13 protein-coding genes and 1 pseudogene are annotated in these 13,259 nt (G+C 64.2%); 11 read left to right on the forward strand and 3 right to left on the reverse strand.

Annotation, left to right across the window (positions count from 1 at the left end; translation table 11 throughout):
• Positions 1-85: 85 nt before the first annotated feature.
• A complete protein-coding gene (locus FJ414_RS04620) occupies positions 86-1,228 on the reverse strand; it encodes a benzoate/H(+) symporter BenE family transporter (protein ID WP_140641794.1) in 1,143 nt (380 codons plus the stop codon).
• Positions 1,228-2,001, reverse strand: coding sequence for an alpha/beta hydrolase (locus FJ414_RS04625; RefSeq protein WP_140641796.1), 774 nt, complete (start codon positions 1,999-2,001; stop codon positions 1,228-1,230). The genes FJ414_RS04620 and FJ414_RS04625 overlap by 1 nt, the downstream gene beginning before the upstream one ends.
• Before the next feature lie 214 nt (positions 2,002-2,215).
• On the opposite strand from FJ414_RS04625, the gene infC reads away from it, so the two are divergent.
• From infC to FJ414_RS04665, 8 genes are all read left to right on the forward strand, one after another.
• Entirely contained in the window at positions 2,216-2,752 is a 537-nt protein-coding gene (infC, locus tag FJ414_RS04630; protein ID WP_095767981.1) for a translation initiation factor IF-3, read from the forward strand.
• Positions 2,753-2,982: 230 nt separating this feature from the next.
• Entirely contained in the window at positions 2,983-3,630 is a 648-nt protein-coding gene (locus tag FJ414_RS04635; RefSeq protein ID WP_140641798.1) for an isoprenylcysteine carboxylmethyltransferase family protein, read from the forward strand.
• Positions 3,631-3,826: 196 nt separating this feature from the next.
• On the forward strand, positions 3,827-4,030 hold the full coding sequence (gene rpmI / locus FJ414_RS04640) for a 50S ribosomal protein L35 (protein ID WP_027166935.1): 204 nt from the start codon (positions 3,827-3,829) through the stop codon (positions 4,028-4,030).
• Positions 4,031-4,121: 91 nt separating this feature from the next.
• Entirely contained in the window at positions 4,122-4,523 is a 402-nt protein-coding gene (gene rplT / locus FJ414_RS04645) for a 50S ribosomal protein L20 (protein ID WP_042637600.1), read from the forward strand.
• A gap of 188 nt (positions 4,524-4,711) precedes the next feature.
• Complete coding sequence (gene pheS, locus FJ414_RS04650; protein ID WP_246672297.1) at positions 4,712-5,764, forward strand: phenylalanine--tRNA ligase subunit alpha; 1,053 nt, start codon at positions 4,712-4,714, stop codon at positions 5,762-5,764.
• Complete coding sequence (locus FJ414_RS04655) at positions 5,761-6,213, forward strand: GFA family protein (protein WP_140641802.1); 453 nt, start codon at positions 5,761-5,763, stop codon at positions 6,211-6,213. Before pheS ends, FJ414_RS04655 begins: the two co-directional genes overlap by 4 nt.
• Complete coding sequence (gene pheT, locus FJ414_RS04660) at positions 6,210-8,618, forward strand: phenylalanine--tRNA ligase subunit beta (RefSeq protein WP_140641804.1); 2,409 nt, start codon at positions 6,210-6,212, stop codon at positions 8,616-8,618. The genes FJ414_RS04655 and pheT overlap by 4 nt, the downstream gene beginning before the upstream one ends.
• A gap of 47 nt (positions 8,619-8,665) precedes the next feature.
• The gene (locus FJ414_RS04665) at positions 8,666-9,268 is read left to right on the forward strand and encodes a nucleotidyltransferase family protein (RefSeq protein WP_140641806.1); all 603 of its coding nucleotides are present in this window, start codon (positions 8,666-8,668) and stop codon (positions 9,266-9,268) included.
• A gap of 253 nt (positions 9,269-9,521) precedes the next feature.
• Here FJ414_RS04665 and FJ414_RS04675 read toward each other — a convergent pair whose 3' ends face one another.
• The gene (locus FJ414_RS04675) at positions 9,522-10,517 is read right to left on the reverse strand and encodes an aldo/keto reductase (protein WP_140641808.1); all 996 of its coding nucleotides are present in this window, start codon (positions 10,515-10,517) and stop codon (positions 9,522-9,524) included.
• Between the two features lie 96 nt (positions 10,518-10,613).
• On the opposite strand from FJ414_RS04675, the gene FJ414_RS04680 reads away from it, so the two are divergent.
• The 3 genes and pseudogenes from FJ414_RS04680 to FJ414_RS04690 all read left to right on the forward strand — a co-directional run bounded on the left by FJ414_RS04680 (position 10,614) and on the right by FJ414_RS04690 (position 13,220).
• Positions 10,614-11,504 (forward strand): LysR family transcriptional regulator, encoded by an 891-nt coding sequence (locus FJ414_RS04680; RefSeq protein ID WP_140641810.1) that lies wholly within the window; start codon positions 10,614-10,616, stop codon positions 11,502-11,504.
• A 169-nt stretch (positions 11,505-11,673) separates the two neighbouring features.
• Positions 11,674-11,964 (forward strand): annotated as a pseudogene (locus FJ414_RS04685) (YceI family protein); the annotation flags it as partial.
• 269 nt (positions 11,965-12,233) lie between these two features.
• The gene (locus FJ414_RS04690) at positions 12,234-13,220 is read left to right on the forward strand and encodes a Gfo/Idh/MocA family oxidoreductase (RefSeq protein WP_140641812.1); all 987 of its coding nucleotides are present in this window, start codon (positions 12,234-12,236) and stop codon (positions 13,218-13,220) included.
• Positions 13,221-13,259 lie beyond the last annotated feature (39 nt).

A 13,259-nucleotide genomic window follows, 5' to 3' on the forward strand; every position in this document is an offset into this window, starting at 1 on the left:
AACCGGCTGCGTGGAATCGAAATGGGAAGGCGAAATCGGCTATTCAAGGCAAACCCAGCCAAAACCGGCGAAGCATCTGAAATGATTATCGCTTTTTGAGCTTCTCGAGGAAAAGCACTGCCATTCCGGCGACTAGCCCCCAAAATGCGGCGCCGACGCCGAAGAGCGTGAGCCCCGAAGCCGTCACGGCGAAGGTGACGGTGGCCGGCATGCGTTCGGCCTCGTCCTTCAGCGCGATCGACAGCGCGTTGGCCAAGGGCGCCGTCAAGGCAAGCCCCGCGACCAGCACGATCAGGCTTTGCGGCAGAACGGCGAAGATCGCCACGAGCGAGGCGCCGAAGATCGCGAAGATGAGATAAGCGAGCGCGTAGAACGGCCCGGTCTTCCAGCGCTCGGCCGGGTCGGGATGGACATCGGGGCCGGTGCAGATGGCGGCCGAGATCGCCGCAAGATTGGTGGTAGCGGCGCCGAACGGCGCCGAGAGCAGCGAAAACAGACCGGTGACGCCGATCAGCGGACCGGGCTCCGGATGATAGCCCGCGGCGCGCAGCACGGCGAGACCGGAAAGGTTCTGGGATGCCATGGTGACCAGATAGAGCGGCAGGGCAAGGCCGATGATCGCCGAGGCGGTGAATTGCGGCGCAATGAACGTCAATGTCGACAGTTCCGGCGCCGGCAGGCTGCCGACGCGGCCGGTGAGGAAGGCGGCGAGGCCGCCGCCGATCAGCACCACCAGCACCGATAAGGCCGGGTTGAACAGGCGGATGACGAAGAAGGCGGCGATCAAGGGCAGGATCAGCCAGGGGTCGGCTGGAATGGCCTTCACCGCATTGACGGCGAAGCTGACCAGGATGCCGGCCAGCATGCCGGACGCGACCGAGGCCGGGATCTTCGCGATCAACCGGGTCAGCGGTCCGAACAGGCCGGTGGCGATCAAAAGGATGCCGGTGACGATGAAGGCGCCGACGGCCTGCGGCATGGTAAAACCGCTGGAGGCCGCGATCAGCGCCAGGCCGGGCGTCGACCATGCGGTGATCACCGGCATCTTGGTGCGCCAGGATAGCCACAGACATTCCACGACCATGGCCAGGCAGATCGCCGTCACGCCGCTTGCGGTCTCGATCTGGGTGGCGCCGACCGCCTTGGCGGCGGCGATGACGAGGGCCAGCGTGCCGCCGAAGCCGACGATCGCCGCGACGAAGGCGGATATCGGGATGGAGATGCGCATTATCCCGCGGCCCGCTTGACCATGTCGCCTACAGCTCGCTTGAGCATATCGAGATCCTCGGGGCGGGACAGGCGATGGTCGCCGTCCGGGATCAGCGACAGCGTCACGTCGTCGGCGGGCAGCATCGCGGCCAGCTTCAGCGCATGGCCAGAAGGCACGTCCGGATCGGCCAGGCCCTGCAGGATGTGCACCGGGCAATGGGTGTCGATCGGCCCCGTCATCACCCGGTTGGCGCGGCCATCCTCGATCAGCGCGCGCGTGTAGATATAAGGCTCGTCCGAATAGTCGGACGGCTCAGCGAAGAAGCCTTTTTCCTCGAGATCGCGGCGCTGCGCGTCGGTCAGCATCGGCTCGATCAGCTCGATGGTGAAATCAGGCGCCGGGGCAAGCAGAACGAGGCCGGCAACCCTTGTGTCGCCCGCCTTGCGCAGCTCCTGCGCCATGCGCAGCGCGATCCACGCCCCCATCGAGGAGCCGACCAAGATCTGCTTGCCCTGGCTGAACCGGCGAAAGACGGCAAGGCTCTCGGCCAGCCATCTGGAGATCGTGCCGTCGGCGAACGCGCCGCCCGATTCGCCATGGCCGGAATAGTCGTGGCGCAGACAGGCACGGCCGTCGCGAGCGGCCCAGGCGGCAAGCGTCTCCGCCTTCGTGCCCAGCATGTCGGACTTGTAGCCGCCGAGCCAGACCACGCCGGGCGCAGCGCCAAGCGCCTGCCTGACGGCGATGTCCGACCCGTCCACATCGATGAAAACCGGAGCGCTGGCGGCCATGAGCTTGTCCTCTCGGCCGGTCTTTTGGCACAGGCGGTGGTTCAACGAAAAGTGCTCGCGGCATTTCTTTGCTTGGTGCAGACAATTGCCAGGCGGCAGGTGATTTTCCGGCGGGGCTATGCTATTGACTCACGCCCCGCGCTCACCACATAGGCGCGTCCACCTATTTTTTGTCTAAAGAACCCAGAACGAAACGGCCGAGGAGACCACGACCATTCGCAGACCTTTCAAAGCAGCGGCACCCACCAAGGACGGGCCGCGCTCCAACCGAGACATCCGGGTGCCCCGGGTTCAGCTTATCGACGCCGACGGCCAGAACCGAGGCGATGTTTCCATCAACGACGCATTGCTGCTGGCCGAAGAGGCCGGGCTCGATCTGGTCGAGATATCGCCCAACGCGGTACCGCCGGTCGTCAAGATCCTCGATCTCGGCAAGCTGAAATACGCCAACCAGAAGAAGGCGGCCGAAGCGCGCAAGAATCAGAAGGTCATCGAGATCAAGGAGATCAAGATGCGCCCGAACATCGACAGCCATGACTACGAGACCAAGATGAAGGCCGTGCGGCGCTTCTTCGAGGAAGGCGACAAGGTCAAGCTGACGTTGCGCTTCCGCGGCCGCGAGATGGCGCATATGGAACTCGGCATGCAGCTTCTGAACAAGGTGCGCGAGGAAGTTGCGACGATCGCCAAGGTCGAGGCGGAGCCGAAGCTCGAAGGCCGCCAGATGATGATGGTGCTGGCGCCGCGCTGACCGGGAAAGGCGCGGCCGTCAAAGCGTCGCGTCCATCACGGTTTCGAGAGTTGCCGGGCTCTTCGTATCCCGCTCTAAAATCCGCCCGAATTGCCGGGCACGGCGTCCCGGCGATCGGCGGGGCGCCTGTTTTCCATCCGATCGCCAGCCACCTCGACGATCACTCGCGATCGCGAGCAATCGACGATCGGCTTTTGCCGATCGCGAACCAATCGACGATCGGATGGGTCATGGTCGATGAAGTGAAGGTCCCGGCCGACAACCAGAATGAAGGGTTGGGCGGCTATCAGCACATGCGCCGGATCGTGCTGGCGGTGCTGATCGTGGTGCTGTTCTGCGCATTGCTGTTCGGCCAATCGAGCTTTCCGCCCGAGACCTCGATGCACGAGTCGATCGAGATGTTCGGCGTGCTTCTGATCTTCCTCGGCATTGTCGGACGGTTGTGGTCGACGCTCTATATCGGCGGGCGCAAGTCGGCCGAAGTGGTGACCGGCGGGCCTTATTCGATCACCCGCAACCCGCTCTATCTGTTTTCGACCGTCGCTGCCGCTGGCGTCGGCGCGCAGATCGGCTCGTTCAGCGGCATCGTCCTGTTTTCGCTGCTCTGCGCCGGCGCCTTCCACATCGTCATCCTGCGCGAGGAGCGGTATCTCAAGGAAGTGCTCGGCGCGCCCTACCAGGCCTATCTCGCCAGGGTGCCGCGCTTCTTCCCGAACCTTTCGCTCTACCAGGAAGGCGATACCGGCAGCTTCAAGCCCCGCCTGCTCTTGAACACGCTGCTCGACGGGCTGGTGTTCCTGGTGGCGCTGCCGGCCTTCGAGCTGATCGACGGCATGCAGCAGTCGGGGATGCTGCCGGTGTGGTTCACGCTGCCGTAGGAACGGCGCGCAGCCAGGACAGCGCGTCGCATGGCTTGAGGTGTTGCGTACAGGCCGTCTTTGATCTATAGGACCGCCGTTCCAAGAAAACCGCCCGGCAGGGCATGCCGTGGCGGTTTCATTTGCTTTTCGGGCTTTGGTCGGCTCGAAGCGAAAAAAGAAGCGCGATGGTGCGCCACCAATACGGAGTAGCAAAATGCCCAAGATGAAGACCAAATCGGCCGCCAAGAAGCGGTTCAAGATTACTGCCACCGGCAAGGTGCTGTCGGCTGCCGCCGGCAAGCGCCACGGCATGATCAAGCGTTCCAACAAGTTCATTCGCGATGCCCGCGGCACGATGGTTCTGGCTGAACCGGACGGCAAGAAGGTCATCAAGAATTTTCTGCCGAACGGCCTCTGAGCATTCGGCCTGGACGCATTTGTTTGACGCAATTCCGAACGGAAAACCGCTAGACACTTTTCCTGGAATTGCTTTTTAAGGAGATCATGACATGGCACGCGTAAAGAGAGGCGTCACCGCCCACGCCAAGCACAAGAAGGTCCTAAAAGCCGCCAAGGGTTTCTACGGCCGCCGCAAGAACACCATCCGCATCGCCAAGCAGGCGGTGGAGAAGTCGCTGCAGTACGCCTATCGCGACCGCAAGAACCGCAAGCGCTCGTTCCGCGCGCTTTGGATCCAGCGCATCAACGCCGCGACGCATGAGCACGGCCTGACCTATGGCCGCTTCATCGACGGCCTCAACAAGGCCGGCATCGAGATCGACCGCAAGGTTCTTTCGGACATGGCCATCCACGAGCCGCAGGCTTTCGCCGCGCTGGTCGCGAAGGCCAAGGTCGCGCTCGAATATCTGAAGAACACCACGCCGAATGCTTTTGAGAGCGCTGTCGCCTAAGCCAGCGCTTCCCAAGCATTTTTAGTACTGATTTGGGGAACCCGCGCTGGCACGGCTGGCGCGGGTTCTTTTTTGTGCCTGAACTTTCACTTTAGACGTGACTTTCACGTTTAGCGTGACTTCCAACGTAGCGAGCTTTGATCGTGAACGACGCAAATACAGGCCTTGATACACTCGAAAATTCTCTGATGGCCGAAATCGCTTCGGCGGCGGACGAGGCCGCGATCGAGGCAGTGCGCGTCTCTGCGCTGGGCAAGAAGGGCTCGGTCTCCGAAATGCTGAAGACGCTCGGCGCGATGAGCGCGGAAGAGCGCCAGGTGAAGGGCCCGGCGATCAACGGCCTGAAGAACCGCATCACCGAAGCGCTGAGCGCGCGCAAGGCAGAGCTGAAGGATGTGGCAATCGCCGCACGGCTTGCGGCCGAGACGGTCGACGTCACGCTGCCGGTGCGCCAGTCGCCGGCCGAGCGCGGCCGCATCCATCCGATCAGCCAGGTGATCGACGAGATCGCGGCGATCTTCGGCGACCTCGGCTTCGCCATCGCCGAAGGCCCGGATATCGAGACCGACTACTACAATTTCACCGCGCTGAATTTCCCCGAGGGGCACCCGGCGCGCGAAATGCACGACACCTTCTTCTTCCAGCCGGACGAGAAGGGCGAGCGCAAGCTGTTGCGCACGCACACTTCGCCCGTGCAGATCCGCACCATGGAGCGGCAGAAGCCGCCGATCCGCATCGTCATCCCCGGCAAGACCTACCGGCAAGATTCCGACGCCACCCACTCGCCGATGTTCCACCAGGTCGAGGGGCTGGTGGTCGACAAGTCGGCCAACGTCGCCAACATGAAGTGGGTGCTGGAGGAGTTCTGCAAGGCCTTCTTCGAGGTGCCGTCGGTTAAGATGCGCTTCCGCCCGTCGTTCTTCCCGTTCACCGAGCCCAGCCTCGAGGTCGACATCCAGTGCGACCGTTCGCGTCCGGGCGAAGTGCGCTTCGGGGAAGGCTCCGACTGGATGGAGATCCTGGGCTGCGGCATGGTCCACCCCAACGTGCTGCGCGCCGGCGGGCTCGATCCCGACGAATATCAAGGCTTCGCCTGGGGCATGGGCATCGACCGCATTGCCATGCTGAAATACGGCATGCCGGACCTGCGCGCTTTCTTCGACGCCGACGTGCGCTGGCTTTCGCATTACGGCTTCAGGCCGCTCGACCTGCCGACGCTGTTCGGGGGGCTGTCGACATGACCGCACCCCACAGCGGGGGTTGCCGCTGCGGCGCGGTACGGTTCGAGGCCTCGGCCGAGCCGCACCACATCAGCTATTGCCATTGCGGCGATTGCCGGCGCGCCACGGGCGCGCCGGTGTCGGCCTTTGTCGGCTTCATGGCCGACAAGGTCGCGCTCGAGGGCAAATCGCTGAAAAGCTACCGCAACGGTCCGGTGGAGCGCTCGTTCTGCGGCATCTGCGGCTCGCCGATCGCCTATATCGACCAACGGCTCGACAACCAGATCTATTTGATGCTCGGCGCCATGGACATGCCGGCTTATTTCAGGCCGACGCTGCATGCCTATGTGCGTGAGCAGCTGCCCTTCCTGCACATGCCGGACGATCTGCCCAGACATCTGAAGACCAGCGTGCCCCGCCCCAACCAACAAGGGTCGGACGGGCAAGGACCAAACGGAACAGAACCATGAAATTCACCCTCTCCTGGCTCAAGGACCATCTCGAGACCGACGCCTCTCTGGCCGAAATCGTCGAGCGGCTGACCGCGATCGGCCTCGAAGTCGAGCATGTCGACGACAAGGCCGGTCTGAAGCCCTTCGTCATCGCCAAGGTGCTGACGGCGGTGCAGCATCCCGACGCCGACCGGCTGCGCGTGCTGACCGTCGACACCGGCGACGGCAAGCCGCCGGTGCAGGTGGTGTGCGGCGCGCCCAACGCCCGCGCCGGGCTGATCGGCGCCTTCGCGGCGCCCGGCACCTATGTTCCCGGCATCGACGTGACGCTCTCGGTCGGCAAGATCCGCGGCGTCGAAAGCCATGGCATGATGTGCTCGGAGCGCGAGCTGGAAATCTCCGACGAGCATAACGGCATTATCGATTTGCCGCAGGATGCGCCGGTCGGCACCAGCTTCGCCGCCTACGCGCATCTCGACGATCCGGTGATCGAGATCAACCTGACGCCGAACCGGCCGGACGCCACCAGCGTCTACGGCATCGCGCGCGACCTCGCGGCGAGCGGGCTTGGCCGGCTCACCGGTGGCGGGATCATGCCGCATGCCGGCGATGGCCTGTGCCCGGTCAAGGTCACGGTCGAGGCGCCTGAGCTCTGCCCCGGCTTCGCGCTGACGCTGGTGAAGGGCGTCAAGAACGGCCCGTCGCCGAAATGGCTGCAGCAGCGGCTGATCGCCATCGGGCTTCGCCCGATCAGCGCTCTGGTCGACATCACCAACTACGTCACCTTCGACCGCGGCCGGCCGCTGCATGTCTTCGATGCCGCCAAGGTCGCCGGCAACCTCGTGGTGCGCCGCGCCAAGGACGGCGAGACGGTGCTGGCGCTCGACGGGCGCGAATACACGCTGACGCCGGAAATGTGCGTGATCGCCGACGACAATGGCGTGGAATCGATCGCCGGCATCATGGGCGGCGAGCATTCGGGCTGCGACGAGAACACCACCGACGTGCTGATCGAATCGGCGCTCTGGGATCCGATCACCACGGCCCGCACCGGCCGCGCGCTCGGCATCATCAGCGATGCGCGCTACCGCTTCGAGCGCGGCGTGGACCCGGAATTCATGGTGCCGGGCGTGGAGCTCGCGATCAAGCTGGTGCTCGATTTCTGCGGCGGCACGCCTTCTGAAATCGAGGTGGCCGGCTATGCCGGCCACAAGCCGAAGATCGTCTCGTTCCCGCTGTCGGAAGTGAAACGGCTGACCGGCATCGAGGTGCCGAGAGAGGAAGCCCTCGGCATCCTGACCCGGCTCGGCTTCGAGCCGAAAGGACTGAGCGACGTCGTCAAAGTGGAGGTGCCGTCCTGGCGGCCGGATGTCGACGGCAAGGCCGACCTGGTCGAGGAGGTGATGCGCATCCATGGCGTCGACAACATCTTGGCCCAGCCGCTTACCTCGCATGACGCGGTCAACGGCAGGATCCTGACCACGCTGCAGGTGCGCACCCGCGCGGCCAAGCGCGCGCTGGCCGTGCGCGGCATGATGGAGGCCGTCACCTGGTCGTTCATTCCGGCAAAACACGCCGAGCTGTTCGGCGGCGGCCAGACAGCGCTCAAGCTCGCCAACCCGATCGCCGCCGACATGTCCGACATGCGGCCGTCGCTGCTGCCGGGGCTGATCGCGGCCGCGCAGCGCAATGCCGACCGCGGCATCGGCGACGTGGCGCTGTTCGAGGTCTCCGGCACCTATGAAGGCGATGCGCCCGAACAGCAGCGGCGCGTCGCCGCTGGTGTCAGGCGCGGCACCGCCAAGCTCGACGGTTCGGGGCGCAGCTGGGCCGGCAATGCCGGGCCGGTCGGGGTGTTCGACGCCAAGGCGGACGCGATCGCGGCGCTCGAGGCCTGCGGCGCGCCGGTCGACCGGCTGCAGATCGAGCCGGGCGGTCCCGCCTGGTATCATCCCGGACGCTCGGGTACGATCAAGCTCGGGCCCAAGACCGTGCTCGGCACCTTCGGCGAATTCCATCCGAAGACGCTGGACGGGCTGGACGTGTCCGGTCCGCTTTGCGGCTTCGAGGTTTTCGTCGACGCCGTGCCGGAGCCGAAGGCCAAGCCGACGCGCACCAAGCCGAAGCTGGAGCTCTCGCCCTTCCAGGCTGTGAAGCGCGATTTCGCCTTCGTCGTCGACCGGACGGTCGAGGCTGGCACGCTGGTGCGTGCGGCTTTGGCCGCCGACAAGAAGCTGGTCACCGGCGTTTCGGTGTTCGATGTGTTCGAAGGCGCCTCGCTGGGGGCGGCCAAGAAGTCGATCGCCATCGAAGTGTCGATCCAGCCGGTCGAAAAGACGCTGACCGACGAGGATTTCGAGGCGCTGGCAAAGCGCATCGTCGAGAACGTCAACAAGCAGACGGGCGGCGTGCTGAGGGCTTAACGCTTTCCGGGATTGCCCGAGCATGGCGAATCGCCCTCCAAAGGGCGATGCACCATCTCCGCTATTCCGGCCTGCCTTTTGAAGAACAGCACGCGGCGTTCCTGAGGATCGTTGCGGCCGACCCGCTGCTCAGCGAGACGCTGGCGCGGGTGCGCCAGCTTGCGCTGCCGGATTGGCTGGTGGTTTCCGGCGCGCTCTACAACAGCGTCTGGAACCATCTGACCGGCAAGCCGCCTGGATACGGCATCAAGGATATCGACCTGTTCTATTTCGACGACGCCGATTTGTCCTACGAGGCCGAGGATGCGGTGATCCGCCGGGCGGCGAAGCATTTCGCGGGGTTGGCTCTGCCGGTCGAGGTGCGCAACCAGGCACGGGTGCATCTGTGGTATCCGCAGAAATTCGGGCAGGAGTGCCCGCGCTATGCGAGCGCGAGCGAGCCGGTGAGCTATTTTGCCTCGAAGACGCATGCGGTCGGGGTGCGGTTCGGACGGGACGGTGCGTTGGAGCTGGTGGCGCCATTCGGGCTCGACGACATTTTTTCGTTTCGGATTACGCCGAACAGGGTGCTGGACAATCAGCGGACGCATGAAGCCAAGGGGAAAAGGGCGCGGGAGTACTGGCCGGAGATTAGTGTGGTGGCGTGGTGAGAGACGCTGGCGGGACAGCACCCCCCTCTGCCCTGCCAGGCATCTCCCCCGCAAGGGGGGAGATTGGCAGTTTCGTCGGCGGCACCCCTTCTTGCAGCGCTGGTGATTGGCGAAAGGCCAGACGACATCTGATCTCCCCCCTTGCGGGGGAGATGGCCGGCAGGCCAGAGGGGGGTGCCTCGCGCTAACGTCGCGAAATCTCTCGCACTGCACGGCTTATGGAGAAGGAGGCGCCGAAGCGCCCTTGCCACCTTCACCCATTCACCAGCGCCAGCAGTTCCTCCGTGTAGCGCTTGCCGACCACCTTGTCGGGCGACAGCGCATCGCCGATCGCCGCTACTTCCGCCGCGCTCAGCTCGATGCCGGCCGCCGCCGTGTTTTGCTCCAGATGGCGTATCTTCCTTGCGCCGGGGATCGGCACGATGAAATCGCCCTGGTGCAGCACCCAGGCCAGCGCCAGTTGCGCCGGTGTCACGCCCTTTTCAGCCGCCAGCTTTTCCAGCACGGCGATGACCGCATTGTTGGCTGCCATCGCTTCGGCCTTGAAGCGCGGCAGGGTGCGGCGCCAGTCGCCTGCGCCGAGCGCGTCCGGCTTGCCGATCGTGCCGGTGAGCAGACCGCGGCCGAGTGGGCTGTAGGGGACAAAACCGATGCCGAGCTCGCGGCAGACGGCAAATATCTCGTCCTCGGGATCGCGGCTCCACAGCGAATATTCGCTTTGCACCGCAGCGATCGGATGCACGGCATGCGCCCGGCGCAGCGTCGCGCCGCTCACCTCCGACAGACCGAGCGCCCGCACCTTGCCTTCGCGCACCAGCTCGGCCATGGCGCCGACCGTGTCCTCGATCGGCACGTTGGGGTCGACGCGGTGCTGATAGTAGAGGTCGAGCACGTCGGTATTGAGCCGCTTGAGCGAGGCTTCGGCCACTGCCTTGACGTGCTCGGGGCGACTGTCTACGCCGATCATGCGGTCCATGCCCGAACCGTGCTCGGAAATCTTGAAGCCGAACTTGGTGGCAATCGTCACATGATCGCGCACCGGCTTCAGCGCCTTGCCGAGCAGGATCTCGTTCTCGAACGGACCATAGACTTCGGCGGTGTCGAAGAAGGTGACGCCGATCTCGACGGCGCGGCGCAGCGTGACGATGGCTTCCGCCTCCGGCTGGCCGCCATAGCCGAAGCTCATGCCCATGCAGCCGAGGCCGACGGGGAAGACTTCGAGTTCAGTTCCTAGCTTGCGGGTTTTCATCACGCGTCTCCTTGTTGCAATGGGAGGGAGATAACGCCTTGCACTCCGTTCGATAATTGGTTCTCTTTCGCACGGCTTGCTCTATAAAATAGAACAATGAACCGAACCAACCTCTCCCAGCTCGCGGTGCTCGCCACCGTCGCCCAATGCGCCAGCTTCCGCCGCGCGGCGCGCGAGCTCGGCATCGCGCCGTCGGCGGTCAGTCATGCCGTATCGACCCTGGAAGCACGGCTCGGCGTGCGGTTGCTGGCGCGCAGCACCCGCAGTGTCGCGCCGACCGAGGAAGGCGCACAGTTGCTCGAACGGCTGCGGCCGGCGTTGTCGGAGATCGATCTGGCGCTGGAGACGGCGGTCGAGGCGCGCGACCGGCCGGCTGGCAATCTGCGGCTGACCGTGCCGCGCACCGCCGCGCATCTGGTGCTGACGCCACGGCTTGCCGACTTCGCCGCCGCCTATCCCGACATCGTGCTGGAGATCGTCATCGAGGATCGCTTCACCGATGTGGTCGAAGGCGGTTTCGATGCCGGCGTGCGGCTCGGCGAAAGCCTGCAGCGCGACATGATCGCGGTGCGTATCGGGCCGAATATCCGCGGCGCGGTGGTCGCAGCGCCATCCTATTTCGCGGTGATGCCGAAGCCGCGCCATCCGAGCGAGCTGGCCGACCACCGCTGCATCCGCTTCCGTTTCTCCAGCGGTATCCTCTACCGCTGGGAATTCGAGAAGGACGGCGAGGAAATCGAGATCGCGGCCGAGGGGCCGCTGATCCTCGACGAAGATCACCTGATCGCCCAGGCGGCGGTCGACGGCGCCGGGCTTGCCTTCGTCTTCGAGCCCTATGTGCGGGCGCCGCTCGCCGACGGCCGGCTGATCCGCGTGCTGGAGGATTGGTGCCCGACCTTCGAGGGCTTTTTCGTCTACTATCCGAGCCGCAGGCAGATGCGGCCGGCGCTGAGGGCGTTCGTGGATTTCTTCAAGGTGAGCGGGTAGGAGCGCGGCAAGATCACGCTTCAAGGTTGATAAGCAAATTTTCAACCGTCGGCACCGCCCCTAATCTGCCTGCCGGCATCTTCTCCCCGTTGAACGGGGAGAAGGGGCTGGTCGCCAGGCCGGCGCCTTTCCTGCGACTTCTGAGATTAGCGAAACCACCGGCGGAAGCTTGCGCTCCGACGCGGTGTTCGACGCGGCCAACAATCCGGAGATCCAGTTCCGCTCGACCAGCGTCACCCGCACCGGCGACACGACGGCGCTTGTCACCGGCCGGCTGACGGCGCGCGGCAAGACGTTTTCGGAAAAATTCACGGCTGAACTCGGTGGATTGAAGGGTGGGACCATCAGGTTCCATGTCACCGGCAAGGTGCTGCGGTCGCGCTACGGGATGGATGTCGGCACGCCGCTCTATTCCAACATCGTCGACTTCGACATGACGCTGATGGGGAGAAGGGGGTAGTTCCAAGCCCCACGTCCTCGAGTTCGTCATCCTAGGGCGAAGCAAGGAGCGAAGCGACGCGCGCAGACCTTAGGATCCATTCCGTGACGCTAAAGCATTGCAACGGTTACAGAATTCTGCGCCGCTGCACTTTACGTCAAGGGTTACGGAATGGATCCTCGGGTCAAGCCCGAGGATGACGAAGGCGTTTTGTGGCCCGCGTCTGCGATTGGCTTTTCCGTCGATTTCGGGCAAACCTCGTTACCTGTAAACCGACATGGAGAAGCGTGATGTTCCGATGGGGTGTTCTGTCGACGGCAAAGATCGGCCGCGAGCAGCTTTTGCCGGCAATCGTGGATTCGGAGAACGGCGTCCTGTCGGCGATCGCCAGCCGCGACCTGTCGAAGGCCAAGGCATTGGGCGAGCGTTTCGGCGCCCGCCATGCCTTCGGCTCGTACGAGGAGCTGCTCGCCTCCAAGGACGTCGACGGCGTCTATATCCCGCTGCCGACATCGCAGCATGTCGAATGGACGGCGAAGGCGATCGAAGCGGGCAAGCATGTGCTGGTCGAGAAGCCTCTAGCGCTCGACGCCAAGGACATCCCGCCGCTGATCAAGCTGCGCGACGAAAAGAAAGTGCTGGTCTGCGAGGCCTTCATGGTCGTCTACCATCCGCAATGGATCAAGGTGCGCGACCTCATCGCCGGCGGCGCCATCGGCCGGCTGCGGCATGTGCAGGGCGCGTTTTCCTATTACAATGTCGACCCCAAGAACATGCGCAACCAGCTCGATCTCGGCGGCGGCGCGCTGCCCGATATCGGCGTTTATCCGACGGTGTCGACGCGCTTTTCGACCGGCAAGGAGCCGATCCGCGTGCAGGCGACGATCGAGCGCGACAAGACCTTCGGAACCGACATCTATTCCTCGATCCGCGCGGATTTCGGCGACTTCGAGCTGTCCTTCTATCTGTCGACGCAGATGGCGGCCCGCCAGGTTATGGTGTTCCATGGCGAGAAGGGCTTCATCGAGGTTTTTGGCCCGTTCAATGCCGGGCTCTACGAGCATCACCGCATCGAGCTGCACAACCAGAACCACACCGAAGCGCAGGTGTTCCGCTTCCCGGGCACGCAGCAGTACCGGCTGGAATGCGAGGCTTTCGTGCGTGCCGCGCAGGGTGGCAAGGACCGCGTCTTCACGCTGGAGGAATCGGTGCTCAACCAGAAAGTCATCGACGCTATTTTCCGCGCCGGAGAAAAGGACGGCTGGGAGAACGTCTAGCTCTTTTGTTTGACGCAATTCCGGACGGAAAACCGCCTT

Source organism: Mesorhizobium sp. B3-1-6, assembly GCF_006439555.1.
Classification (GTDB): Bacteria; Pseudomonadota; Alphaproteobacteria; order Rhizobiales; family Rhizobiaceae; genus Mesorhizobium.